Annotated in this window: 21 protein-coding genes; 10 read left to right on the forward strand and 11 right to left on the reverse strand. The window is 62.6% G+C overall.

Going from position 1 to position 23,260, the window contains the following annotated elements:
* Window position 1: 1 nt before the first annotated feature.
* The 4 genes from hcnC to GYH29_RS06600 form a co-directional block, all read right to left on the reverse strand.
* Window positions 2-1,273 carry a cyanide-forming glycine dehydrogenase subunit HcnC gene (gene hcnC / locus GYH29_RS06585; RefSeq protein WP_019100552.1) on the reverse strand — a complete coding sequence of 424 codons (1,272 nt, stop codon included), beginning with the start codon at window positions 1,271-1,273 and terminating at the stop codon, window positions 2-4.
* 2 nt (window positions 1,274-1,275) lie between these two features.
* Complete coding sequence (locus tag GYH29_RS06590) at window positions 1,276-2,673, reverse strand: FAD/NAD(P)-dependent oxidoreductase (protein ID WP_161523395.1); 1,398 nt, start codon at window positions 2,671-2,673, stop codon at window positions 1,276-1,278.
* On the reverse strand, window positions 2,670-2,948 hold the full coding sequence (locus GYH29_RS06595; RefSeq protein ID WP_269473801.1) for a (2Fe-2S)-binding protein: 279 nt from the start codon (window positions 2,946-2,948) through the stop codon (window positions 2,670-2,672). The genes GYH29_RS06590 and GYH29_RS06595 overlap by 4 nt, the downstream gene beginning before the upstream one ends.
* Before the next feature lie 537 nt (window positions 2,949-3,485).
* Window positions 3,486-4,181: a GntR family transcriptional regulator gene (locus tag GYH29_RS06600; protein ID WP_019100554.1), complete on the reverse strand. Its 696-nt coding sequence runs from the start codon at window positions 4,179-4,181 to the stop codon at window positions 3,486-3,488.
* A 374-nt stretch (window positions 4,182-4,555) separates the two neighbouring features.
* Here GYH29_RS06600 and GYH29_RS06605 point away from each other — a divergent pair, with 374 nt between their 5' ends.
* The 9 genes from GYH29_RS06605 (at window position 4,556) to uhpC (ending at window position 14,126) form a co-directional block, all read left to right on the forward strand.
* On the forward strand, window positions 4,556-5,557 hold the full coding sequence (locus GYH29_RS06605; protein ID WP_081576067.1) for a 4-hydroxyproline epimerase: 1,002 nt from the start codon (window positions 4,556-4,558) through the stop codon (window positions 5,555-5,557).
* A gap of 2 nt (window positions 5,558-5,559) precedes the next feature.
* On the forward strand, window positions 5,560-6,804 hold the full coding sequence (locus GYH29_RS06610) for an NAD(P)/FAD-dependent oxidoreductase (RefSeq protein WP_161523396.1): 1,245 nt from the start codon (window positions 5,560-5,562) through the stop codon (window positions 6,802-6,804).
* A gap of 60 nt (window positions 6,805-6,864) precedes the next feature.
* The gene (gene nhaC / locus GYH29_RS06615) at window positions 6,865-8,268 is read left to right on the forward strand and encodes a Na+/H+ antiporter NhaC (RefSeq protein WP_019100557.1); all 1,404 of its coding nucleotides are present in this window, start codon (window positions 6,865-6,867) and stop codon (window positions 8,266-8,268) included.
* A 44-nt stretch (window positions 8,269-8,312) separates the two neighbouring features.
* The gene (gene dapA, locus GYH29_RS06620) at window positions 8,313-9,188 is read left to right on the forward strand and encodes a 4-hydroxy-tetrahydrodipicolinate synthase (protein WP_019100558.1); all 876 of its coding nucleotides are present in this window, start codon (window positions 8,313-8,315) and stop codon (window positions 9,186-9,188) included.
* A gap of 12 nt (window positions 9,189-9,200) precedes the next feature.
* Window positions 9,201-10,682, forward strand: a complete 1,482-nt coding sequence (locus GYH29_RS06625) for an aldehyde dehydrogenase (protein ID WP_019100559.1) — start codon at window positions 9,201-9,203, stop codon at window positions 10,680-10,682.
* A gap of 75 nt (window positions 10,683-10,757) precedes the next feature.
* Window positions 10,758-11,681, forward strand: a complete 924-nt coding sequence (locus GYH29_RS06630; protein WP_232060531.1) for a branched-chain amino acid ABC transporter substrate-binding protein — start codon at window positions 10,758-10,760, stop codon at window positions 11,679-11,681.
* 15 nt (window positions 11,682-11,696) lie between these two features.
* Window positions 11,697-11,891, forward strand: coding sequence for a hypothetical protein (locus GYH29_RS24790; RefSeq protein ID WP_232060532.1), 195 nt, complete (start codon window positions 11,697-11,699; stop codon window positions 11,889-11,891).
* Between the two features lie 12 nt (window positions 11,892-11,903).
* A complete protein-coding gene (locus GYH29_RS06635; protein WP_019100561.1) occupies window positions 11,904-12,704 on the forward strand; it encodes an inositol monophosphatase family protein in 801 nt (266 codons plus the stop codon).
* A gap of 72 nt (window positions 12,705-12,776) precedes the next feature.
* Entirely contained in the window at window positions 12,777-14,126 is a 1,350-nt protein-coding gene (uhpC, locus tag GYH29_RS06640; RefSeq protein ID WP_161523397.1) for an MFS transporter family glucose-6-phosphate receptor UhpC, read from the forward strand.
* Window positions 14,127-14,132: 6 nt separating this feature from the next.
* Here uhpC and GYH29_RS06645 read toward each other — a convergent pair whose 3' ends face one another.
* The 7 genes from GYH29_RS06645 to GYH29_RS06675 all read right to left on the reverse strand — a co-directional run bounded on the left by GYH29_RS06645 (window position 14,133) and on the right by GYH29_RS06675 (window position 22,497).
* Complete coding sequence (locus GYH29_RS06645) at window positions 14,133-15,527, reverse strand: aminotransferase-like domain-containing protein (protein ID WP_161523398.1); 1,395 nt, start codon at window positions 15,525-15,527, stop codon at window positions 14,133-14,135.
* Window positions 15,528-15,641: 114 nt separating this feature from the next.
* Window positions 15,642-17,003, reverse strand: coding sequence for a cytochrome c oxidase accessory protein CcoG (gene ccoG, locus GYH29_RS06650; RefSeq protein WP_081576071.1), 1,362 nt, complete (start codon window positions 17,001-17,003; stop codon window positions 15,642-15,644).
* Window positions 17,004-17,291: 288 nt separating this feature from the next.
* Entirely contained in the window at window positions 17,292-17,921 is a 630-nt protein-coding gene (locus tag GYH29_RS06655) for a MarC family protein (RefSeq protein ID WP_019103674.1), read from the reverse strand.
* A 146-nt stretch (window positions 17,922-18,067) separates the two neighbouring features.
* Window positions 18,068-19,201: a succinyl-diaminopimelate desuccinylase gene (gene dapE, locus GYH29_RS06660; RefSeq protein ID WP_161523399.1), complete on the reverse strand. Its 1,134-nt coding sequence runs from the start codon at window positions 19,199-19,201 to the stop codon at window positions 18,068-18,070.
* Window positions 19,198-19,548: an arsenate reductase gene (locus GYH29_RS06665; RefSeq protein WP_161523400.1), complete on the reverse strand. Its 351-nt coding sequence runs from the start codon at window positions 19,546-19,548 to the stop codon at window positions 19,198-19,200. Before GYH29_RS06665 ends, dapE begins: the two co-directional genes overlap by 4 nt.
* A 7-nt stretch (window positions 19,549-19,555) precedes the next feature.
* Window positions 19,556-20,689, reverse strand: coding sequence for a PilT/PilU family type 4a pilus ATPase (locus GYH29_RS06670; RefSeq protein WP_161523401.1), 1,134 nt, complete (start codon window positions 20,687-20,689; stop codon window positions 19,556-19,558).
* Between the two features lie 125 nt (window positions 20,690-20,814).
* The gene (locus GYH29_RS06675; protein ID WP_107731745.1) at window positions 20,815-22,497 is read right to left on the reverse strand and encodes a long-chain-fatty-acid--CoA ligase; all 1,683 of its coding nucleotides are present in this window, start codon (window positions 22,495-22,497) and stop codon (window positions 20,815-20,817) included.
* Window positions 22,498-22,810: 313 nt separating this feature from the next.
* On the opposite strand from GYH29_RS06675, the gene rimP reads away from it, so the two are divergent.
* Entirely contained in the window at window positions 22,811-23,236 is a 426-nt protein-coding gene (rimP, locus tag GYH29_RS06680; protein ID WP_043591711.1) for a ribosome maturation factor RimP, read from the forward strand.
* The last annotated feature ends 24 nt before the right edge of the window (window positions 23,237-23,260 follow it).

Raw genomic sequence — 23,260 nt, forward strand, 5'->3', positions numbered from 1 at the left:
TTTAGGAGAGCGCCAGTTCGACGGCTTCCTGTAGCGTCGGCTTGGCGGCCGGGGCGTTGAAACGGTCGGCCAGGAAGGGCGTTACGTCCAGCGGCGGTGTTTCGCCGCGCACCAGCGCGTCCAGCATCACGCCTGTAATGGCGGAAGTCAGAATGCCGGTGCGGAAATGGCCGCAGGCGTTCAGGTAGCCGTCCACGCCCTGCATCGGACCCAAGATGGGCAGTTCGTCTGGAGAGCCGGGGCGCAGGCCGGCCCAGCAGCGCTTGATGTTGATGTTTTGCATCTCAGGCAGGCAGCGGATAGCGCCTTTGACCAGGCCGGCGATTTCCGGATAGGTGTTGGTGACGTCGAAGCCCTTGTCCTCGGTGGTGCTGCCGATCAGGATCTCGCCGTTGTCCTTCTGCGCGATATAGCAATCGCTGGTCGTGATGCAGCCGCGCAGCAGCTTGGGCATTTTTTCCGACAGCACGATCTGGCCCTTGACCGGTTTGACCGGAATGTCGACGCCGGTTGCCCACTGGCTCAGCTCGGCGGCCCAGGAGCCGGCCGCGTTGATCAGGGTGTGGCAGTGGAATTCGCCGGCTTCCAGTGTCCGAACGCCGGTGACGCGCGAGCCTTGCTTGAGCACGCCGGTGACATTGGTGTTGAAGAACACGTCTACGCCGTTCTGGCGCGCCGCCTCGGTGTAGGCGTCGGTCAAGCGGAAGGGGCTGACCTGGTGGTCGCACAGGAACTCCAGCGCGCCGGTGGCTTCGTGGCTGATGTAGGGCTCGTTTTCACGCAACTGAGCCTGGTCTACCCAGCGCACTTGGTCGGACAGGTGGGGGATCTGCGCGGCGATGTGTTCGGCGTAGAGCTGGTCTTCCTCGTCGTAGATCACGAACTTCAGCCCGGTCTCCTCGAACTTGAAATCCATGCCGTGGTTTTCGATCAATTCCTGATGCAGGGCCGGATACAGCGCGTTGGAGGCCAGCGCGAAATTGAAGAAGGACTCCGGCAGGATGTGCGGCGTGCTGGCGTCCACGGCGATGGCGGCGCCGGCCGCCTCGCGCTTGTTTTTGGCCGAGGTCATGCGGAAGAAAATCACGCCGCAGCCCAGGCCTACCGATTCGCCGATCGCCCACAGGCCGCCAGCGGAGGCGCGCGAAGCGTTGCCGGGGCGCTTGGCGTCGATCAGCGCGATTTTCAGGTCTTTGCGTTTGGACAGCTGGTAGGCGCAAGAGGCGCCGATCACGCCGCCGCCGGCGATCACGATGTCGTATTGTCTGCTCATGGTCAGGCCTCTTCGGTTTCGGTTTGGAAGGCGGAGAACGGCAAGGGGTCCAGCGGGAAGCGCGGCCGGATCCAGCCCACGTCCGCCTTGCCGGTGTGCTCGCGCAGGCGGTCGCTGCAATAGCCGACGCACATCTTGCCCTGGCAGTCGCCCATGCTGACGCGGGTGCGCATCTTCAGGCTGATCAAGTCCTGCACGCCTTGTTCCAGCGCGGAGTCGATATCCTGGCGCAGGGCGTTCTCGCAGCGGCAGATCACCGTGTCTTCCCGCGGCAGCGTCAGCTGTCCGCTGCCGCGCTGAGTAAAGCTGTCGATGCCCACGCGGAAGCGCAGCACCGCCTTCAACTCCGTCAGATAGCGCTGGCGGTTTTTCTCGGCCAGTTCGGCGCTGATCGCGCCGCTTTGCTTGAGCATGGATTGGGCTGCGATGCGGCCGCTCAGCATGGCGGCTTCGCCGCCGCGCAGGCCGCCGATGTCGCCGGCCAGATGGATGTGGGCTTCGCTGCTCTGTTGCCAGCCGTTGATTTCCGGCTTGAGGAAGCCGTCTGCGTCGTAAGCGTGGCGCAGACCCATTTGCTGCGTCAGTTGGGTGCGTGGAATGAAGCCGTAACCCACCGCCAGGGTTTCCGTGGTCAGGCTGACCGCGCGGTTCAGGTCCGGCGTCCAGTTGTCGTCGTAAGGCGCGACCGTGACCTCCTGCACCTCTTGCTGGCCGCTTGCCTCCACCACGCCCCAGCCATAGTGCAGCGGCACGCCGTGGCGTTTCAGGTAAGCCAGCATGCTCAGGCCGTCCAGGAACAGTTGCGGCTTGTTCAGCATGGCCAGGGTTTCCTTGGCGATGCGGCCAAAGGAGCTGGCTTCGTAGACGCCCTGAACGTCGGCGCCGGCGCGGTGCAATTGACAGGCCACCAGTGGCAGCAAGGGACCGGTGCCTACGATGGTGGTGCGGCCCAGCGGTTTGACCACGCCGCTCTTGATCTGTAATTGCAGGCCGCCCAGCATGATCACGCCGGGCAGGGTCCAGCCGGGGAAAGGCACACTGCGTTCGTGGCAGCCGGCGGACAGCAGCAATTGTTCAAAGTCGATCTTTTCGACTTTTTCCTGTTCATTCAGCGCGTATAGCCACTGGCCGGCTTCGCCGCCGACAATGCGGGTGTTCAGTTTGACTTCTACCGCGTGGCTGACCTTGGAGAACTCCGCGTGCAGAGCCTGCATGGCGTCGCGGTAGCGTTCCCCCAGGTAGTCCAGGGTCACGCCTTGACGCAAGGGGCCGCGATAAACCACGCCGCCAAGGCGCGAGGCTTCGTCTATCAGCGTGCAGGGCTGGTCATGATTGACCAGCTCGATGGCGGCGGCCATGCCGGCAGGGCCGCCGCCGACGATGATGGGGCGCATGCTCATTGCAGGCCCTCCAGTTCGATGCGGTTGGCCGCGGTTTCCACGGTCATGCCGGCTTGCACCACCGTTTGGCATGCGCGGCGTTTGTAGCGGCCGTCGATGCGCACCAGGCAGCAGTGGCATACCCCCATGCCGCAGTAGGAACCCATGGTTTGCTGGCTGTCGTTGCGGCTGACGCGGCGCAAGCCAACGGCGTTGAGCACGCTGAGTACGGTCTCTCCCTGCGCGGCGACGACGGTGTTGCCATTGATGTTGATGGCGATTTGATCTTCATTCAATTTCTGAATGTCATATTTTCTGTCTAAATTTGGCATCGAAATAGCTCGTTCTGGTTCTGCTGACACGAAAGAGGTGCCGGAGAGTGGACAGTCTTTTCCGGCTGCGAGCGATTTTGTCGCGTCTGATTTTGGTCAGACAATCAGACTATGAGGCGGCTGCCGAAGTCTAACTATGATGAATCGCTTTTTAATTGTCGCAGCATTGTTATCGCATTGTATGGATACAGGCAATGTACAGATTGATGTAATCAGGTGTATACAGATTGGCGGCGGTAATGAGTGCGGCAAGATGGTTGTCTATTTATTTTTATTTAAAAAACATCTGGTTATATTGATTTTGTGTGCTGTTAAACCGTTGGAATAATTTATTTTTCTGTTATTTTAATGCACATAGCATTTTCAAAACTGTACATTAGTTGATTATAATCAAACGGCTTAAAAAATGATGTCAAAATCATTATTTTAACCATTGGATATAGTGTGTTTCAGGACTTTTTTGTTTGAAACCAAGCGTTTGCCGAGTTTTTGGGGCGGGGTTCAGGCTGGTTTGCGCGCGCCTCGGCCGGTTTCGCTCTGGCGCTCCTGATGCCAGGCTTCCAGAGCCTCTTCCGCGTTCAGAATGTGCTGCCGCAAGAAGGCTGCAGCGCTGATTGCATCCTTGCGGCGGCACAATTCGAGCATTTCGCTGTGTTCGCGGTGGGCGCGGTCGCTGAAATTGGTCAGCAGAATCTGCATACGCGTGTAGCGGTCGGTGCGATTGTGAAGCTGCTCTATCAGCGCCAGGGTTTGCGGCCGGTTGGCCGCCTGATACAGCGCCAGGTGGAAGCGTGAATTCAGGATGCCCCAGGCGCCGACATCCCGTCGGCGCAGCGCCTCTTCGAACTGCGTCAGCAGCGCGCCGGCCGCGTCCAGATCCGCCTGGGTTTGCCGCGGCACGGCCTCCAGCAACATATCGCATTCCAGCAGCACTCTCACCCGCAGCAACTCCATTACTTCCGGCAGCGACAGTTGGGCGATCACCGCGCCGCGTCGCTCGGTAATCGCCACCAAACCTTCCGCCTCCAGTTGCCGCAGCGCCTCGCGCAAGGGAACCCGGCTGACGCCCAATTCCTTGGACAGCGCTTCCTGGCGCAGTTGAGTGCCGGCCGGCCATTCTCCCAGCAAGATGCGCTGGCGCAGCGTGTCGGTAGTGGTGGCGGTGAGGGTTTGGCGCGGCGCTGTGGTTCGAGGCATGGCGGTGTCGACAGTTGGAGTTCTCAAATTATCACAGGCGCGGGGTGGGTCGGCAATGGTCAAGGCAACGGAGACTTGATTGCGGCCGGCTTTGATCTTTGCGGGTGCTGTTTACGGATTGGGTTGTGATTTTGTATTCAATTATTGATGATTTTTTCGTTTTTTTCACGAGTTGATATGGTGTGAAATATGTTGCAATGCAAGGTGATTAAAAAACAACAAACAATAACAATATGATTTCATTGGATCAAAATTTGATTTTGATGTAAAGAAACGCTTTCCCATCACTATCGCCTTTCCATTTTATGTCTGCAAAATTGTATTCAAAAAATGGCGGGGTTAGAGTGGCCCCATCACAAGCGAGGAGCAAGATCATGGCGGTGAGCGAATTCGAATGTCTCGATGGCCATACCTGCGGCAACCCAGTGCGGCTGGTGGTGAACGGCGGCCCGCGGCTGGACGGGGAGACGCAGGCGGAGCGGCGGCTGGACTTCATCCGCCGCTATGACTGGATACGCACCGGCCTGATGTTCGAGCCGCGCGGCCACGCGCAGATGTCCGGCGCCTTCCTGTATCCGTCGACGCGGGAGGACTGCGACATCGCGGTGCTTTACATCGAGACCAGCGGCTGCCTGCCGATGTGCGGCCACGGCACCATAGGCGTGGTCACCATGGCGCTGGAGCACGGCCTGGTGACGCCGGCAACGCCCGGGGTGCTGAACCTGGACACGCCGGCGGGCAAGGTGGCGGCGCAGTACCGGATGGAGGGCGACAAGGTCGCCGCGGTGACACTGACCAATGTGCCGTCCTTCCTCTATCTGCGGGACGTGGAGGCGGAGGTGTCGGCGCTGGGGCGCTTGCGGGTGGACATCGCTTACGGCGGCAATTTCTATCCCATCGTCGAGACGCAGCCGGGCTATCGCGACATGGCGGATTACTCACCGGCGCAACTAGTGGCGATGGGGCGCGAGCTGCGCGAATACCTGAACCGGCATTACGACATCGTCCATCCGCTGGACCCGAACATCCGCGGCGTCCGCCATTGCCAGTGGACCGGCGCGGCCAAGAACGCCGGCTCCAGCGCGGCCAACGCGGTGCTGTACGGCGAGTCGGCGCTGGACCGCTCTCCATGCGGCACCGGCACTTCGGCGCGGCTGGCGCAGCGCCATGCGCGCGGCCTGCTCGCCGTCGGCGAGAGCTTTGTCCACGAGAGCATCATCGGCAGCCAGTTCGTCGGCCGCGTGCTGGCGGAGACCCAGGTTGGAGATTATCCGGCAATCGTGCCTTCGGTTCAGGGCTGGGCGCGCTTCACCGCTTACAACCGCATCCTGCTGGACGACGCCGATCCCTACGTTCACGGTTTCGAGGTGGCCTGAGCATGAGCGAGCGAGTCATTGTCGTCGGCGCCGGCATCGTGGGCATCGCCACGGCGCTGCAATTGCGGCTGGCCGGACTGGATGTGTTGTTACTGGACCGCGGCGAGCCGGCGCGGGAAACCAGCTACGGCAACGCCGGCGCGCTGGCGGTCAGCGATGTGATCCCGCTGGCAGAGCCCGGAGTCTGGCGGCGATTGCCCGGCTGGTTGCTGGATCCGCTGGGACCGCTGGCGGTGCGCTGGCGCTATTTGCCGACGCTGACGCCGTGGCTGGCGCGCTTCGCGCTGGCCAGCCGGCCGGCGCGGGTGGCTTCGCTGACCCGCGCGCTGGCTGCCTTGTTGAGCCGAGCCGCCGCCGACTACGCGCCGCTAGTGGCGCGGGCCGGGCTGGACGGCATGTGGCGGCGGCACGGCGCATTGACCTTGTACCGCGACGCGGCCGAGCTTGAACAGGCCTTGCCGTCCTGGCGGCGCAAGGCCGAGCACGGCGTGGTCTGGCAGATGCTGGATCAGGCGGCCGCTCAGGATTGCGAGCCGGCGCTGCGGGATGGGTGGGCGCGCGCGGTCAAGGTGGCGGCCTGGTCCCATGTCGACGATCCCTATCTGTTCAGCCGCGGCCTGCTTGATGCCTTCGTCGCCGCGGGCGGCGTCTTCGAACAAGCGGAAGCGGCCGCCTTGAGCGAGAGTGGCGGCAAGGTGGACGGCGTGGTCTGCGCCGACGGTCGCACGCTGGCTGCCGGGCAGGTGATCGTCGCCGCCGGTATTTGGAGCGACCGCTTCACCCGCCAGTGCCGCTACCGGGTACCGCTGGAAAGCGAGCGCGGTTATCACGTCAACCTGCCCAAGGCCGGCGTGGCCTTGCGTCATTTCATCCAGTGCGCTAGCGAAAGCTTCGTGATTCTGCCGTTGGCCGATGGCGGTTTGCGGCTGGCGGGCACCGTGGAGTTGGCGCACCGCGACGCGGCGCCGGATTGGCGGCGCGCGGAGATCCTGCTGGACAAAGCGAGGGCCATCGTCGGCGATTTCTCCACCGAGGGCATGACCTTGTGGATGGGCAATCGGCCGTCGCTGCCTGACACCGTGCCGGTGATCGGCCCTGCGCCGGATCGAGCCGGCCTGTATTTCGCCTTTGGTCACGGCCACTTGGGCCTTACGCTGGCCGCCACCACGGGCGCGTTGCTGTGCGACATGGTGTTGCAGCGTTCCAGCGGCCTGGATTTGCATCCTTACCGCTTGGCGCGTTTTTAGCGCCGCGGCCGCACCGGCTGCTGAGAGCCGCCGGCCACCCACCCGCAGAGGAGAGACGCCATGCAGCAAACATCGCCGCGCTTGCCGAGCGCGATTCAGGTCGTCGCGGTGATGGCCGGTTTCGTCGCCATCATGTTCCTGTTCCTCAATGTGCTGGATCTGCCCATCCAACTGGCCTTGTTCAGCAGCTGGTTTCTGGTGATTGGCCTGGGCGTGTGGCTGGGCCGCAGTTACGACGATATGCAGCAGGGGCTGATTCAGGGCATTCACAATGGCATGGTGGCTGTGCTGGTGTTGATCACCGTGGGCGCGCTGATCGGCGCCTGGATCGCCGGCGGCGTGGTGCCGGCCATCATCTACTACGGCCTGGCCATCATGGACCCGCAGATATTTCTGGGCGCGGCCTTCGTCATCTGCATGTTGACCTCGCTGGCCACCGGCACCTCCTTCGGCACCGCCGGCACGGCCGGCATCGCGATGATGGGCATAGGCTACAGTTTCGGCATGCCTTTGCCGCTGGTGGCCGGCGCGGTGATTTCCGGCGCTTACGTCGGCGACAAGATGTCGCCTCTGTCGGACACCACGGTGATGACCGCCTCCTTGTGCAAGGTGGATCTGATAGACCATATCCGTTCAATGATGTGGGTCAGCGCGCCGGCTACGCTGTTGACCGCTTTGTTGTTCCTCGGCGTCGGCTTCTTCTATGCGGACGCCAGCCTGGATACCAGTCGCGCAGATCAGGCGATGCAGGCGCTGGCCTCGCACTTCGTCATAAATGGGTGGCTGCTGCTGCCCGCGGCGGCGGTGATCGGGATGCTGGCGATGCGGTTACCGTCCATTCCTGTGATCACTGCCGGCGCGGTCATGGGCGTGGTCTGCGCCTGGTGGGCGCAGGACATGCCCTTGTTGGACGCAGTGCGCACCGCGTATTTCGGCAACCGCACCGCGTCCGACGTGGAGTTTCTCAATACCTTGCTCAATCGCGGCGGCATTGAATCCATGCTCAGCGTGATCGCGCTGATCCTGTTCGCTCTGGGCCTTGGCGGCCTGATGGAGCGCGCCGGCATTCTGGAGGTGATCAGCGCTAATTTTCTGCGCTGGGCCAATAATCCGGGCCGGCTGACCGTCTCCACGCTCCTGGGCGGTTTCTTCGGTAATTTCTTCGGCGGCGCCGCCTATGTGTCGCTGATCACCGCCAGCACCATCACCGAGCGCAATTACGATCTGCAGGGCATTGAGCGCAGGGTGTTGTCGCGCAATGTCGAGGCCGGCGGCACTGTGACCGCGCCCATGGTGCCGTGGAGCGACGGCGGCGTGTTCATGGCGGCGACGCTGGGCGTGTCCACGCTGCAGTATCTGCCCTTTCTTTGGTACCACCTGCTGGTGATCGCCATTAGCGTGTTCTACGGCTACGCCGACATTGCGATTTGGCGCACCCGTCCCGCCGCCGCGACGCCGGTTTGAGCCGCGCGGCTTCCGTCCACCCTCAAGCACAAAGGAAACACCCTATGCAACAACAAGGCATTCTGGTCCCCATCGTCACGCCGTTCGACCGCGACGGCCGCCTGGATTTGGCGGCGCTGCGGCAGCTGGTCGAGCGCTTCATCGAACAAGGCGTCGCCGGCATCGTCGCCTGCGGCACCACCGGCGAATACTACGCGTTGGACGAAGACGAGCGCAGCCAAGTGCTGGAATGCGTGGCCAAGGCGGGCAAGGGCCGGTTGCGCTTGATCGCCGGCGCCAACGACCTATCCACCCGCGGCGCGATAGCGCGCGCGCGCCAGGCGGCGGAGCTGGGCTACGAGGCGCTGATGCTGGCGCCGCCGGCCTATAGCCTGCCGGATCAGGCCGGCATCGTCGCTCACTTCAAGGCGGTAGCCGCCGCCAGCGCGCTGCCCATCATTCTCTACAACTTCCCGGCCCGCGCCGGCGTGTCCATCGACGTCGCCAGCGTGATCGAGTTGAGCCGCGTGCCCAATATCGTCGGCATCAAGGAAAGCAGCGGCGATTTCAGCCGCGCGCTGGCGCTGATTCAGGCGCGGCTGCCGGATTTCGAAGTGATCTGCGGTTGCGACGACCAGGCGGCGGATTTCCTGTTTTGGGGCGTGCGCAGCTGGATCAGCGGCGCGGCCAATGTCTTCCCCGGCGAGCAGGTGGCGATGTTGAACGCCGCCAAGGCTGAAGACTGGGCGCGAGTACGCATGCTGATGGCGGCTATGTATCCGGCGATCCAGGCGATGGAGTCCGGCGGTTACAACCAGAAGGCCAAGCTGGGCGTGCGCCGCCACGGCGTCGAAGCCGGAGATGTGCGTCTGCCCCTACTGCCTTTGCCAGGCTCGGAAGCCAAGGCTTTTCTCGACGCGCTGGCCGCGTTCGATCGTTAACGGGAGACTGAGATGCCATTAAGCAAGGAAGCGGTATTCGAGAGCGCCCGCGCCGGGCGTTTGTGGGCCGGCTTGCTGATCCCCGGATATGAGGGCAGGGGAGCGCGGCTGGACAATATGACGCCGATGGACAACAGCCTGATCGGCCATGTCGCCGCCGGCGACGCCGCCGACGTCGACGCCGCGGTGGCGGCGGCGCGCGCTTGCTTCGAGTCCGGCGAATGGTCGCGTCGGCCGCCCGCGGAGCGCAAGCAGGCGATGCAACGGTGGGTGGCGCTTTTGCGCGAACACGTGGAGGAACTGGCGGCTCTGGACTGCATCGACGCCGGCAAGCCGATCACCGAATGCCTGAACACCGATCTGCCGGCCACGCTGGACACCTTCGCCTGGTACGCGGAGGCGATAGACAAGTGCTACGGCAAGGTGGCGCCCACCGGGCCGGAGGCGCTGGGCTTCATCGTCAAGGAGCCGATAGGCGTGGTGGGCGCGGTGCTGCCGTGGAACTTCCCGGCGCAGATGTACGCGTGGAAAGTGGCTCCGGCGCTGGCCGCCGGCAATTCGGTGGTGGTGAAACCGGCCAAGCAGACCTCGCTCAGCGCTTATCGCATTACCCAATTGGCGCATCAGGCAGGTATTCCCGCCGCGGCGCTGACCCTGGTCACCGGCTCCGGCCAGGCGGTGGGCGAGGCGCTGGGCCGGCATCAAGACGTGGACATGGTGTCCTTCACCGGCTCCACCGAAGTGGGCCGTTTGTTCCTGCAATACGCCGCAGAGAGCAATCTGAAGGAAGTGGTGCTGGAGCTGGGCGGCAAGAGCCCGCAGTTGGTGTTCGAGGACGCGGCGCTGGACGAGATCGTCGACGACGTGCTGGCCGCGGCGTTCTGGAATATGAGCGAAAACTGCAGTTGCGGTTCGCGCTTGATCGTCGCCGCCGGGGTTAAGGACGAGTTGCTTGAGAAGCTCAAGCGTCGGCTGGCCGGCTGGAAGCTGGGCCTGCCCACCGATCCGGCGGTGCAGGTGGGGCCGCTGGTGGAGCAAGCCCATTTCGAGCGGGTGAAAGCCTATTTGGAAGCGGCCAAGGCCGAGGGCGCGCGGCTGGTTCACGGCGGCCGCATCCACGCAGAGCTGGGCAGCGGTTGGTATATCGAGCCCACCATCTTCGATCAGGTCAGCGCCAAGATGCGTATTTTCCAAGAGGAAATCTTCGGCCCGATCCTGGCGGTAAGCACCTTCGACAGCGAGGAAGAGGCGGTGCGCTTGGCCAACGACAGCGTCTACGGCCTGGCCGCCTCGCTGTACACCCGAGACGTCAAGCGCGCGCAGCGCGTCGCCGCCGCGTTGCGCGCCGGCACGGTGTCGGTCAACGGTTTTTCCGAAGGCGACATCACCACACCCTTCGGCGGCTTCAAGCAGTCCGGATTCGGCGGCCGCGACAAAGGCCTGGAAGCGCTGGAGCAATATCAGCAGACCAAGACCATCTGGTATGTGAACTAGAGTCAGGCCCGGCGTCGCCAACGCGGCGCCGGGCCGCCTTCGGCAGCACCCATGTCAAAACAAAGGAGAGACGAGATGAAATCCATTACCCCCTTGCGAGCGGCGCTCGCCGGCGCCGCGTTGCTGATAGGCGCCTGGCCGGCCGCCGCCGAAACTCTGGTCAAGATCGGCTTCGCCTCGCCCTTGTCCGGCCCGCAGGCGCATTACGGCAAGGACAATGAAAACGCCGCGCGGCTGGCGGTGGACGAATTGAACGCGCGCAAGTTGCAGGTCGGCGGCCAGCCGGTGCGCTTCCAACTGCTGGCGGAGGACGATCAGGCCGATCCGCGCATCGGCACTCAGGTGGCCCAGCGCTTCGTCGACTCCGGCGTCAAGGCGGTGCTCGGCCATTTCAACTCCGGGGTGTCGATCCCGGCGGCGCGCATCTACGCCGCCGCCGGTGTTCCGCAGTTGTCTGTGTCCACCAACCCGGCTTATACCCGGCAGGGCTATCGCACGGCCTTCCGGCTGGTGGGCAGCGACAGCCAGGTGGGGGCGGCGTTGGGCCGCTTCGCGGTGCAGACGCTGAAGGCGGCGAGCATCGTGGTGATAGACGACCGCACCGCCTACGGTCAGGGCATCGCCGACGAGTTCGCCAAGGCGGTGCAGGCCAGCGGCGGCAAGATCGCTCGCCGTGAATACACCAACGACAAGGCCAGTGATTTCTCCGCCATTCTGACCGCGGTCAAGCCCTTGCGGCCCCAGGTGATCTTTTACGGCGGGGCCGACGCCCAGGCCGCGCCTATGGCCAAGCAGATGAAGCGGCTGGGCCTGGACGCAAGGCTGTTGGGCGGAGACATGCTGCAGACGCCTACCTTCCTCAGCCTGGCCGGCGACAGCGCGGGAGGCCACTTCGCCGGGATTCCCGGCGGCCAGTTGAACGACAGACCGGCGGGCAAGGCTTTCCGCCAGCGTTATCAGGCGCGTTTCAAACAGGATGTGGTGCGGCTTGGGCCGTAGTTCTACGACGGCATGATGATGGTGGCCGCCGCGATGCAGCAAGCGGGCTCGGTTGAACCGGCGCGCTTCATGCCGGCCTTGACCAAGCTTAGCTACGCCGGGGTCAGCACTGATTTTTCCTTCGACGCCAAAGGCGATCTCAACAAGGCGGCGGTGACGATTTCCGAGGTCAAGAACGGCCAGTGGACGACAAGAGCGGTGATGCAGTGAAAGGAGGTTTGAATGATGCGGTATTCCCAAGGGCAGTTGGACGAATGGCTGAGCTTCGCTCGGGAACTGGTGGCGGACAGCCGCGACTTGCTGGCTTCCCGTTCTGACTGGAGTTCGCAGTTCAAACCGGACCGCACTCTGGTGACCCAGTTGGATCTGGAGATTGAGCAAAAGCTGCGCGAGCGCATCCTGTTGCGCTATCCGGGCCACGGGGTGCTGGGCGAGGAGTTCGGCGCGCGGGAGCGAGACGCGGAATGGCTGTGGGTGTTGGACCCTATCGACGGCACCGCCTCTTTCATGGCTGGCATGCCGGTCTACGGCACGCTTATCGCGCTTTTGCATCAGGGGGCGCCAGTGCTGGGCGTGATAGATCAGCCGGCCACGGACGATTGCTGGATCGGGCGTCAGGGATTGCCCACCTTATTGTTTACGCGCGACGGAGCCCGCGAATGCCGCACCCGCGGCTGCGCCAGCCTGGAGCGGGCTTTCGTCTCGGTCAGCAGCCCGGATTTTTTTCTGCCGGAGGAAAGGCCGGTATGGCAGGGCTTTTGTCAGCGCAGCGGCTGGCGGGTCTACGGCGGCGCTTGCCGCAGCTACGGCCTGCTGGCCTCCGGGCGCACCGATCTGGCGCTGGACGCCGGCCTCAAGCTCTACGACTACGCGGCGATGCGGCCCATTATCGAGGGCGCCGGCGGCGTGATCAGCGATTGGGAGGGCAGGGCGATCACATTGGACAGCGGCAGCCGGGTATTGGCGGCGGGCGATCCAGCCCGCCATCGCGAGGCGCTGGATCTGATTCAGCGCCTGGGTTGAGGCAAGGCGCGCGGAGACGCGCCAGTAACAACAGCGCCGCCGTCGCAGCGGCGCGGACAGAGGAGAACGCACATGTCCCTGAGACCATGGCTGAGTTGGCTGCGCGCGCAGCCGGAAGCGCCGGTAGACAAGAGCCAGGAAGAAATCAACGCCAGCTACCGCCATTGGCGGCTCCACATCATGCTGGGCTTGTACGCCGGTTATGCCGTTTACTATTTCACCCGCCGCAGTTTCAACTCCATCATGCCGGCGATGCTGGACGACCTGGGCTGGGAACGGGCCGCCGGCGGCGCCATCCTGTCGATGTTCTACATTGTTTACGGCGTGTCGCGTTTCGTGTCCGGCATGATGAGCGACTTCGCCAATCCGCGTTACTTCATGGGCCTGGGGCTGATCGCCACCGGCATCGTCAACATTCTGTTCGGCTTCAGCAGCAGCCTGCTGGCCTTCACCGCGCTGTGGACGCTGAACGCTTTCTTTCAGGGCTGGGGCTGGCCGCCGTGCGCCAAACTGATGACGGCCTGGTACTCGCGCAACGAGCGGGGTTTCTGGTGGGCGATTTGCAATACCTCGCACAATGTCGGCGGAGCCTTGATCCCGCTGCTGGCGGGCGCCTTGGCGATGGGGTACGGCTGGCGCTACGGCATGATCGTGCCGGGCCTTATCGGCATCGCCGTCGGTCTGTTGCTATGCGTCCGTTTGCGCGATCGGCCGGCGTCCATGGGGTTGCCTACGGTGGGCGTCTGGCGGCGAGACGAACTGGAACTGGAGCAGGAAAAGAACAGCGCCAAGCTGCCGATGGCGCAGGTGCTGCGGCGTTATGTGTTCGGCAACCGTTTCATCTGGCTGCTGGCCGCGTCTTATCTGTTCGTTTATGTGGTGCGCATCGGCATCAACGATTGGGGCAACAAGTATCTGCAGGAGCAGCATGGCTACGCGTTGCTGAAGGCCAACCCGGCGATTTTCTGGCTGGAGGTGGGGGGCTTCATCGGCACCATTGTCGCAGGCTGGGGGTCGGATCGTTTTTTCCGCGGCAACCGGGTGCCGATGAACATCATCTTCACGCTGGGCATCTTGCTGTCGGTGCTGCTGCTGTGGACATTGAGCGTCGATCACTACTTATTGATCGCCGGCAGCTTCTTCTTCATCGGCTTCTTTATTTTCGGGCCGCAAATGCTGATCGGCATGGCGGCGGCCGAGGCCGCGCACAAGGAGTCGGCGGGCGCCGCCACTGGTTTTGTCGGCGTGTTCGGCTATCTGGGGGCGGCGCTGTCCGGCTATCCCTTGGCCAAGGTGACCGATGCCTGGGGCTGGGACGGGTTTTTCCTCGCCCTGTCCGTGACCACCATGCTGTCCGCCGCCTTGCTGCTGCCCCTGCTGGGGCAGCGCAAGCGGCTGGAGCCGGCTCGTGGCCGGGCCTGAGGAGACTTAGCGGACGTTGGCCGGGCTGAGCAGTTCGGCCAGCAGGGGCACGCCGGAGCGGTGTTGCAGCGGATCGAAGAAGCTGAAGTTCAGCCGCATCGCGTTGCCGGTGTCCTGGCCAGGGGTGTGGAACATCTGGGACGGCGCGAAGTGCAGCCCTTGTTGCATCGCCATCGGCAGCAAGCGGCGGCAGTCGACGCCGGGCGGCAGCTCCACCCACAGGAAGTAGCCGCCTTGAGGCCTAGGCATCCGGCAGTCGGCGGGGAAGTGGGCGGCAATCTGTTGTTGCAGCGCGGCCAGATTGTTTTGCAGACGCTGGCGCAGCAGGCTGAGCATGTCCTCGTGATGGCCGCCGGCCAGCAGCCGGGCCAGCGCCATCTGGCTGGGCAGCGGCGTGGCCAGCGAACTGCATAGTTTGAGGCCCAGAATGCTGTCGCGGAAACGTCCGGCGGCGATCCAGCCCACGCGATAGCCGGGAGCCAGCGATTTGCTGAAGGAGGAGCAGTGCAGCACGCTGCCGCGCTGGTCGAAAGCTTTGAGCGGCAGCGGCGCGCCTTCGCCGAAGTACAGCTCGCGATAGGTGTCGTCCTCGATGATGGGCACGCGGTGGCGTTCCGCCAGCGCCAGCAACGCGGCTTTTTGCGAATCGCTCATCACCTGGCCGGTGGGGTGTTGGAAATTGGGCATGGCGATGATGCCGGCCGGCTGGTGCTGGATCAGCAGCGCCTCCAGCCGCTCCAGGTCCAGCGGCTGCCCTGGCGGGCAGTTGAAGTCGACTGCGCGTAGCTCCAGGTGTTCCAATTGCTCGAAGATGGGCGGGAAGGCCGGAGTGATCACCAGCATGCAGTCGTTGCCGCTGAGGCGGGCCACCGAGCGGATCGCCAGGTTCAGCGCCTCCATGCCGCCGCAGGTGATCAGCATTTCCTCGCCGTCCAGCTCCACGCCCTGGGCCAGGTAGCGCAGTGCCAGTTCTCGGCGCAGGCCTTCGTAGCCTTCGCTGTCGGTGCTGGACAGCGCGTAGCGGTAATCGCTGAGCGCGCGGGTCAGCGCGCGGGTCAGCGGGGTGGTGTTGATCAGCACCGGGTTCATGAACGGGCAGCCCCATGGCATGGGCAGCGCCATGGTCAGGTGCTCGGCGCGGAACTCCCCGGGGTGGTCCGGCAGCGGCGGCGCTTGGCGCAGCGACAGCGAAGACAGGCCCAGCACCCGGAAGCCGGAGCGGGGGAGGGATTCGATCAGGCCTTGTTTTTCCAATTCGGCGTAGGCGCGTTGGGCGGTGGTGATGCTGACCTTGTGGTCCAGGCACAGTTTGCGCAGCGAGGGCATGCGATCGCCGGGGCGCAGATGGCCTTGCTCGATGGCATGGCGAAAGCGCTGGCTCAGTTGACTGGTCTTGCTCATTGTATTCCTGGCGGTTGGACCGCGGCGGCGTTGCGCCGCGGCTTGACTCCTGATGGACTGCCTAGGATCGCCGACGTTTGCTTGGCGCTGAAAAAACGTCGGCCGGTCCTAGATTCATTCGCCGATGAAGCTGGATTTTTCCCTGATCATACTACCGTCATGGCTCAGCGAGCTGACCACAAAGTAGATGTCGTGCGCGCCGCGGGTGGCGTGCTCGGGTTCGGCCTGCACCCGCACGGTGACGGTCTCGGTTTGCGTGGGCGCGACTTCGACCACCTGTCCAGGCTTGTCCAGCCTCAGGCTGGGCAGGCCTTCCACTTGGATCTTGAAGCGCTGCGCTTGTTCGCTGGTGTTGATCAGCTTCAGGTTGTAGCTGTTTTCCAGCAGGCCGTCGTCGGTGGCGCGCACCAGGACCGCGCGGTCACGCAGAACGTCTACTTTGAACGGCTTTTTCAGGATCAGCGCGGTGGTGGACAGGGCGATGATGCCGGCCAACAGACTGGAGTAAACGATGACCCGCGGACGATGGCTGCTGCTGGGGCGGTTCGGTTTGCCGGCGGCTTCCAGCGCGGCGGCGCTGGTGTAGCGGATCAGCCCGCGCGGCGCATGGATTTTGTCCATTACTTGGTCGCAGGCGTCGATACAGGCGGCGCAGCCTATGCACTCGTATTGCAGGCCGTTGCGGATGTCGATGCCGGTGGGACAAACCTGCACGCAGATGCCGCAATCGATGCAGCTGCCGCGCGCCTTGTCCGCCGCCTGCTTGCTTTTGCCGCGTGGTTCGCCGCGGCGGTTGTCGTAGGAGATGATCAGGGTGTCATTGTCGAACATTGCGCCTTGGAAGCGGGCGTACGGACACATGTGCAGACAGACTTTCTCGCGCAGCACGCCGGCCAGCAGCCAGGTGAAGCCGCCGTAGAACAGTATCCAGAAGCTTTCCCACGGGCCGTAGGCCAGGCTGGGTGCGGCGGCGGCCAGTTCGCGCACGGGGGTGAAGTAGCCCACCAGAGTGAAGCCGGTGATTAGCGAGAACAACCCCATCAGCCCGTGCGCCAGTGTTTTGCGCGTGAATTTGTTCACGTTCATCGGCGCGGCGTCCAGCTTGCGGCGCGCGTTGTGATCGCCCAGGGTTAGTCGTTCGATCCACAACATGATCTGGGTGTAGACTGTCTGCGGGCAGCTGTAACCGCACCAAAGCCGGCCCGCCAGCGCGGTCCAAAGGAACAGACCCAGCGCGCAGATCACCAACAAGGCGGCGAAAAAAATGAAATCCTGCGGCCAGAAAGTGAGGCCGAAAATCAGGAAACGGTGTTGTTCCAGGTCCAGGTGCACAGCCTGTCTGCCGTTCCACTGCAACCAAGGCAGGCCGAAGAACACCAGTTGGGTGGCGAGAACCATGAACACCCGAACATTGTTGAAGCGGCCGGTGGTCAGGCGCGGATAGATTTTAATGGGGACGGCTTGCTGGCTAGACATGGCAAAATGACCATTGGATGAAAACCCCTTATTAGTACTGCTTGGGATCGGTACAAACAATGAACAGTTGCTCTTGAAAATGTGTATACAGCGTAATCTGTCTATATACAGATCAGGGCTGGGGCTTGACGGGTATTTAGGGAAACTTCAAGTGAAAACAATGAGTTTCCCGTGCATGAAACGGGTGCTTCCCCTGGCCGGTCCCGCTTCATGCTGTATTGGATGCGTGGGACTGTGCTGATCGCCTCCACACAATAATCCTGCCAAGTTTGTGGGTTTTACGGGATTTTATCTGGCAAGCTGCGGGAAAAGCCGATAAATCCCGTCCACGATGATTTCCACCGACACCGCCGCCAGCAGCATGCCCATCACCCGGTTGACGATGTTGATGCCGGTTTGCCCCAGCAGGCGCGACAGCGGGGAGGCAAGTACCAGCGCGCCGTAGCAGGTGATGGCCACCAGCAAACTGCTTACCAAAAGGTAAACCACCTGTACCCATGATGAAGCCGTGGTCGCATAGATGATCACGGTGGAGATGGTGCCCGGCCCGGTCATCAGCGGAATTGCCAGCGGCACCACGGCGATATTGGTTTTGGTTTCCGCCTCCTCGCGTTCCACCTTGGTGGTTTTGGTGGGGCCCGGCTTGGCGTTCATCAGCGCGATGGCGATGAGCATCACCAGCAGGCCGCCGCCCACCTGGAAGGAGCCGACGCTGATGCCGAGAAAGCGCAGCAAAGTTTCGCCGACGACGGCGAACAGGCAGAGCACGATGGCTACGGCGATGGCCGTGGTCTTGGCGATCTTCTTGCGCTCCAATTGATTGGAGGTGGGCGTCAGGCTGATGAAGATGGGGATGGCGCCCAGCGGATTGACCAGCACCAGCAGCGCGATGAATATTTTTGCGATTTCGACTTCCATGGTTCGGATCATACCTTTCGCTGAAGGGCTGCGCATTCAGGCGGGAGACGGGAAGCGTCGGCACTGCGTCAGACAGGGGCGTCTCCACGTAAAAAACCGGTTGGCCCAATTGGGCGCAACCGGTTTCAGCATAGCTGGAATTCAGCTCAGTCCGTGTTCAGCAATTGCTCCAGCGTGCGGCGGTAAATTTCGGACAGCGGTTCGATGTCGGCCACCTCCACGCATTCGTTCAGCTTGTGGATGGTGGCGTTGACCGGGCCGAACTCCACCAGTTCGCGCGCGATGCGTTTGATGAAGCGGCCGTCGGAGGTGCCTCCGGTGGTGGACAGTTCGGCCTGGCGGCCGGCGACGGCGGTGATGGCGCGGCCGAGGGCATCGGTAAGCTTGCCTGGCTGGGTCAGGAAGGGCTGGCCGGACAACTGCCAGTGCAGTTCGTAGCCCAAGCCGTGGCGGTCCAGAATGGCGCAGACGCGCTCCTTCAGCGATTCCGCGCTGCTCTCCGGCGAGAAGCGGAAGTTGAAGCGAATTTCGCAATGGCCGGGGATGATGTTGCTTGCGCCGGTTCCGGCGTGGATGTTGGAGACCTGCCAGCTGGTGGGCGGGAAAAAGGCGTTGCCCTCATCCCAGCGCGTCGCCGCCAGTTCCGCCAGCGCCGGCGCCATCAGATGCACCGGGTTTTTGGCCAGATGCGGGTAGGCGATATGGCCCTGGATGCCGTGCACGATCAACTGGCCGGACAGCGAGCCGCGGCGGCCGTTTTTGATGGTGTCGCCCAGGGCTTGATCCGAAGTGGGTTCTCCGACGATGCAATAGTCTATGGTTTCGCCACGCGCTTCCAGTGCGTCTACTACCTTAACGCTGCCGTCCACCGCCACGCCTTCCTCGTCCGAGGTGATCAAGAGGGCGATGGAGCCCGTGTGTCCAGGGTGGAGGGCGACAAAATCTTCGCAGGCGGTGACGAAGGCCGCCAGCGAGGCTTTCATGTCGGCGGCGCCGCGGCCGTAGAGCAAGCCATTGCGGACGGTGGGTTCGAACGGCGGGCTGTCCCATTGTTCCAGCGGGCCGGTGGGCACTACATCGGTGTGGCCGGCGAAGCAGACCAGCGGGCCGTCGTCCCCGCGGCGCGCCCAGAAATTATCGACGTCGCCGAAGCGCATGCGCTCCACGCGAAAGCCGATGGCTTCCAGCCGGGCTATCATCAGCTCCTGACAGCCTTGGTCGCGAGGGGTGACCGAGTCCAGCCGGATCAGTTGCCGCGCTAGTTCTAGGGTTGCGCTCATTTCAGCAGGCGCTCCGCCCAGTCGGCTTCGACGAAGCCGACGCTGATCTTGCCATTTGCGTCCAGCACCGGGCGTTTGATCACAGAGGGGGTGGCCTGCATCAAGGCCAGGGCGGCCGGCAGTTGATCGGCGCCGGCCTTGACCTCGTCCGGCAGCCCGCGCCAGGTGGTGCCCTGGCGGTTGATCAGCTTGGCGAGGCCGACCGCGTCGGCCCAGCGCTCCAGGCTGGCGGCGTCCGCGCCTTGTTTCTTGAAATCATGGAAGTGGTAGTCGAGGCCGTTGTCGCTTAGCCATCGGCGCGCTTTTTTGACGGTGCTGCAGTTGGGGATGCCGTAAAGAGTAATCATGGGTGGGTTACAGGTCCAGTTTGATGCTGTCGAAGCTTGGCGGCTCGTCGCCGGCTTGCTTATCGTCGCCGCTCGCCGCTTTTTCCTTGCTCTGATTGATCAGCCAGTACAGGTTGGTGGGCGAGTCGGCGTTTCTCAGGGCCTCGTCCAGGCTGATGCGTCCCGTGCTGTAGAGCCGGTACAACGCCTGTTCGAAGGTTTGCGAACCATCGCTCATGCTGCTTTCGATGGCCTCCTTGATTTTGTCTATCTCTCCGTTTCGGATCAACTCCGAAATGCGCGGGGTGTTGATCAATATTTCAATCGCCGGCACTCGGGCGCCGTCCACGGTGGGGATCAAGCGCTGCGAAACCACCGCCTTCAGCGCGGAGGAGAGGTCCATCAACAAGGCGGCACGGCTTTCCGCCGGGAAGAAATTGATGACTCGGCTCAGCATGTGATAGCTGTTGTTGCCGTGCAGCGTGGAAATGCACAGATGGCCGGATTGGGCGTACGTGACCGCCTGGGTTAGGGTTTCGGGGTCGCGGATCTCGCCTATCATCAGCACGTCCGGCGCTTCGCGCATCGCGTTCTTCAGCGCGCGGGCGTAGGAGAGGGTGTCGAAGCCCACCTCGCGCTGGTTGACGATGGATTTGTCGTGGCGGAACAGAAACTCGATCGGGTCCTCCACAGTGAGGATGTGGCCGCTCATGGTCTGGTTGCGGGTTTGCAGCATCGCCGCCACGGTGGAGCTTTTGCCGGAGCCGGTGGAGCCTACCACCAGGATCAGGCCGCGTTTGAGCTTGATCAGTTCGCTGAGTATCGGCGGCAGCTGCAAGTGATCCAACGAAGGAATATTGGGCAGGATGTAGCGCACTACCATGCCCACCGAGCCGCGCTGCCAAAAGATATTGATGCGGAAACTGCCGAGGCCGGGCACGGGATGGCCCAGATTCATTTCCCGCTCCTGCTCGAAGACGCTTATCTCCTCTTCGCTCATCAAGCTGTAGGCCAGTTGCTTGACCATGTCCGCGGTCAGCGGTTTTTCATTCAGCGGCAGCAGTTCTCCGTTCTGCTTGATCATCGGCGGAGAGAAGCTGGTGAAGAACAGATCGCTGGCGCGGCGTTCGGCCATCAATTTGAAAAACGGCAGCATCAACATAATCGGGCACCCGGAAGCGGCAAGGTTTATCAATAAAACGGTTTTTTAAAGTGTAGCCGTCTCGCGTCCAAAAAAAACGCCGCCCGACAGGACGGGCGGCGGCGATTTCATGGTGTCGGCATGCGTCAGGCTGGTTTGGCGCCGCTGTTCTCGTCCCGCAGCGCGCGGCGCAGAATCTTGCCGACATTGGTCTTGGGCAATTCGTCGCGGAATTCCACCAGCTTGGGCACTTTGTAACCGGTGAGGTTGTCGCGGCAATGCTGGATGATGTCCTTTTCCGTCAGCGCGCGGTCCTTGCGCACCACGAACACCTTAACCACTTCGCCGGACTTGTCGTCCGGCACGCCGATGCAGGCCACTTCCAGCACCCCGGCGTGGCCGGCCACCACGTCTTCGATCTCGTTGGGGTAAACATTGAAGCCGGATACCAGAATCATGTCCTTTTTGCGGTCCACTAGTTTGACGAAGCCATCCGCGGTCAGCATGGCCATATCGCCCGTGGCGAGGAAGCCGTCCGGGCTCAACACCTTGGCGGTTTCGTCCGGGCGGTTCCAATAGCCTTTCATCACCTGAGGGCCGCGGATGCATAGCTCGCCCTGTTCGCCGGGCGCCACTTCATTGCCGTTCGCGTCGCGCAGTTGCATTTCGGTGGAGGGCACCGGCAAGCCGATGGCGCCGTTGTAGGCGGGGAGGTCCAGGGGGTTCATGCACACGGCCGGGCTGGCTTCGGTCAGGCCGTAGGCTTCCACCAGAGTGACTCCGGTCACTTGCTTCCACTTGTCCGCCACGGCTTTTTGCACCGCCATGCCGCCGCCCAGCGCCAGGCGCCAGGTGGAGAAGTTCAGCTTGGCGAACTCGGGATTGTTCAGCAGCGCGTTGAACAGGGTGTTGACCCCCGTCATGCAGGTAACCGGGTACTTGCCCATTTCCTTGATGAAGCCGGGGATGTCGCGCGGATTGGTGATCAGGATGTTGAGCGCTCCCACCTCGGTGAATACCATGAGGTTGGCTGTCAGCGAGAAGATGTGATAGAGCGGCAGCGCGGTGACGATGATCTCTTGTCCTGGACGGATAACCGGCTTCACCCATTCGCCGGCCTGCAGCATATTGGCGACAATATTGCGGTGCAGCAGCATTGCGCCCTTGGACACGCCGGTGGTGCCGCCGGTGTATTGCAGGAAGGCGATGTCGTCGTGGCCCAGTTCCACCGGGCTGTAAGGCGCGCGCGCGCCGCGGGACAGGGCGTCGCTGAAGCGGACATGGCCGGGCAGGCGCCATGGCGGCACCATTTTCTTAACCTTGCGCACCACGAAGTTGACCAGCATGCCCTTGGCGAAGCCCAGCATCTCGCCAATGGAGGCCACGATCACGTGCTTGACCTGGGTGCGAGGCAGCACTTGCTCCAGCACATTGGCGAAGTTTTCCAGGATTACGATGGTTTCCGCGCCTGAATCCTTCAACTGATGCTCCAGCTCGCGCGGGGTGTACAGCGGGTTGACGTTGACCACGGTGCCGCCGGCGCGCAGGGTGCCGAACACCGCAACCGGATATTGCAGCAAATTGGGCATCATCACCGCCACGCGGTCGCCCTTCCGGAGTTTCAGCTCATGCTGCAAATAGGAGGCGAAGTGACCGGAAAGCTGATCCATCTCGCGGTAGCTGAGCTCTTTGCCCATGCAGGCCAGAGCGGGGCGGTCATGGAATTTCTTTACGCTGCGGTCGAAAACCTCGACCACGGATTGAAACTGATTGATGTCGATTTCGTGAGCTACGCCCGGCTGGTAGTTTTTGAGCCACACCTTTTCCATAAATCCCGGTTTCTCCATCGTGCTGGTTAACGAGAGTCGCGCCAGCGTGTCGCGCGCCGGCGGGCGTCGTACCTTTTGGTAACTATAATATTTGTTATGTCGCGGCGGCTTGGCCGCTCATGACGTCAAACTGCTGTTTGAGTGCCCGGTAATGTACCGTAACTAGAACCGCTCGCAAAGAAGTCCGGCGCAAACAGCCGCCCGAGTCCGTTGGCGGCGGGTGGTTCGCCGGTTTTCTTTTTCAATGGAATAGGTTACAATCGCGTCGGTTAGGGATGGGCGTTTCGCCCATTTTTTATTTGTGGAAAAAGCAATGGATGTTCGTTTGCTGCTGGACAGCACCCTGCCGGGTCTCGGCTATGAGTTGGTCGATTTCGAAATGACCCCGGGGGGCGGTTTTCGCGTTTTTATCGACAAGCCGGGTGGCATCACCGTGGAAGATTGCGTCCAGGTGAGCAATCACTTCACCCGCCTTTTCATGGTCGAGAACATCGACTACGAGCGACTCGAAGTATCTTCGCCGGGCTTGGACCGTCCGCTGAAGAAAGAGGCTGATTTCGTCCGCTTCGCCGGAAAGCTTGCCAAGATCAAGACGCGCATGCCGATCGAGCAGCAGAAGAAATTTACCGGTCGTATTGCCGGGGTCGAGGAAGACTCTGTGAAGCTGGATGTGGATGGCCGCATCATGGCAATTCCGTTTGCCAATATCGACAAAGCCAGGCTGGAGCCTGAGTTTTGATGTCTGGACGGCCATAAAGCCACG

The organism is Chromobacterium haemolyticum (assembly GCF_009936155.1).
GTDB classification, from domain to species: domain Bacteria; phylum Pseudomonadota; class Gammaproteobacteria; order Burkholderiales; family Chromobacteriaceae; genus Chromobacterium; species Chromobacterium haemolyticum.

Coding starts and splice junctions, on each gene's coding strand:
- hcnC (WP_019100552.1), bottom strand. CDS start 1,273: ATGAGCAGACAATACGACATCGTGATCGCCGGCGGCGGCGTGATCGGC.
- GYH29_RS06590 (WP_161523395.1), bottom strand. CDS start 2,673: ATGAGCATGCGCCCCATCATCGTCGGCGGCGGCCCTGCCGGCATGGCC.
- GYH29_RS06600 (WP_019100554.1), bottom strand. CDS start 4,181: ATGCCTCGAACCACAGCGCCGCGCCAAACCCTCACCGCCACCACTACC.
- GYH29_RS06605 (WP_081576067.1), top strand. CDS start 4,556: ATGGCGGTGAGCGAATTCGAATGTCTCGATGGCCATACCTGCGGCAAC.
- GYH29_RS06610 (WP_161523396.1), top strand. CDS start 5,560: ATGAGCGAGCGAGTCATTGTCGTCGGCGCCGGCATCGTGGGCATCGCC.
- nhaC (WP_019100557.1), top strand. CDS start 6,865: ATGCAGCAAACATCGCCGCGCTTGCCGAGCGCGATTCAGGTCGTCGCG.
- dapA (WP_019100558.1), top strand. CDS start 8,313: ATGCAACAACAAGGCATTCTGGTCCCCATCGTCACGCCGTTCGACCGC.
- GYH29_RS06625 (WP_019100559.1), top strand. CDS start 9,201: ATGCCATTAAGCAAGGAAGCGGTATTCGAGAGCGCCCGCGCCGGGCGT.
- GYH29_RS06630 (WP_232060531.1), top strand. CDS start 10,758: ATGAAATCCATTACCCCCTTGCGAGCGGCGCTCGCCGGCGCCGCGTTG.
- GYH29_RS24790 (WP_232060532.1), top strand. CDS start 11,697: ATGATGGTGGCCGCCGCGATGCAGCAAGCGGGCTCGGTTGAACCGGCG.
- GYH29_RS06635 (WP_019100561.1), top strand. CDS start 11,904: ATGATGCGGTATTCCCAAGGGCAGTTGGACGAATGGCTGAGCTTCGCT.
- uhpC (WP_161523397.1), top strand. CDS start 12,777: ATGTCCCTGAGACCATGGCTGAGTTGGCTGCGCGCGCAGCCGGAAGCG.
- GYH29_RS06645 (WP_161523398.1), bottom strand. CDS start 15,527: ATGAGCAAGACCAGTCAACTGAGCCAGCGCTTTCGCCATGCCATCGAG.
- ccoG (WP_081576071.1), bottom strand. CDS start 17,003: ATGTCTAGCCAGCAAGCCGTCCCCATTAAAATCTATCCGCGCCTGACC.
- GYH29_RS06655 (WP_019103674.1), bottom strand. CDS start 17,921: ATGGAAGTCGAAATCGCAAAAATATTCATCGCGCTGCTGGTGCTGGTC.
- dapE (WP_161523399.1), bottom strand. CDS start 19,201: ATGAGCGCAACCCTAGAACTAGCGCGGCAACTGATCCGGCTGGACTCG.
- GYH29_RS06665 (WP_161523400.1), bottom strand. CDS start 19,548: ATGATTACTCTTTACGGCATCCCCAACTGCAGCACCGTCAAAAAAGCG.
- GYH29_RS06670 (WP_161523401.1), bottom strand. CDS start 20,689: ATGTTGATGCTGCCGTTTTTCAAATTGATGGCCGAACGCCGCGCCAGC.
- GYH29_RS06675 (WP_107731745.1), bottom strand. CDS start 22,497: ATGGAAAAGGTGTGGCTCAAAAACTACCAGCCGGGCGTAGCTCACGAA.
- rimP (WP_043591711.1), top strand. CDS start 22,811: ATGGATGTTCGTTTGCTGCTGGACAGCACCCTGCCGGGTCTCGGCTAT.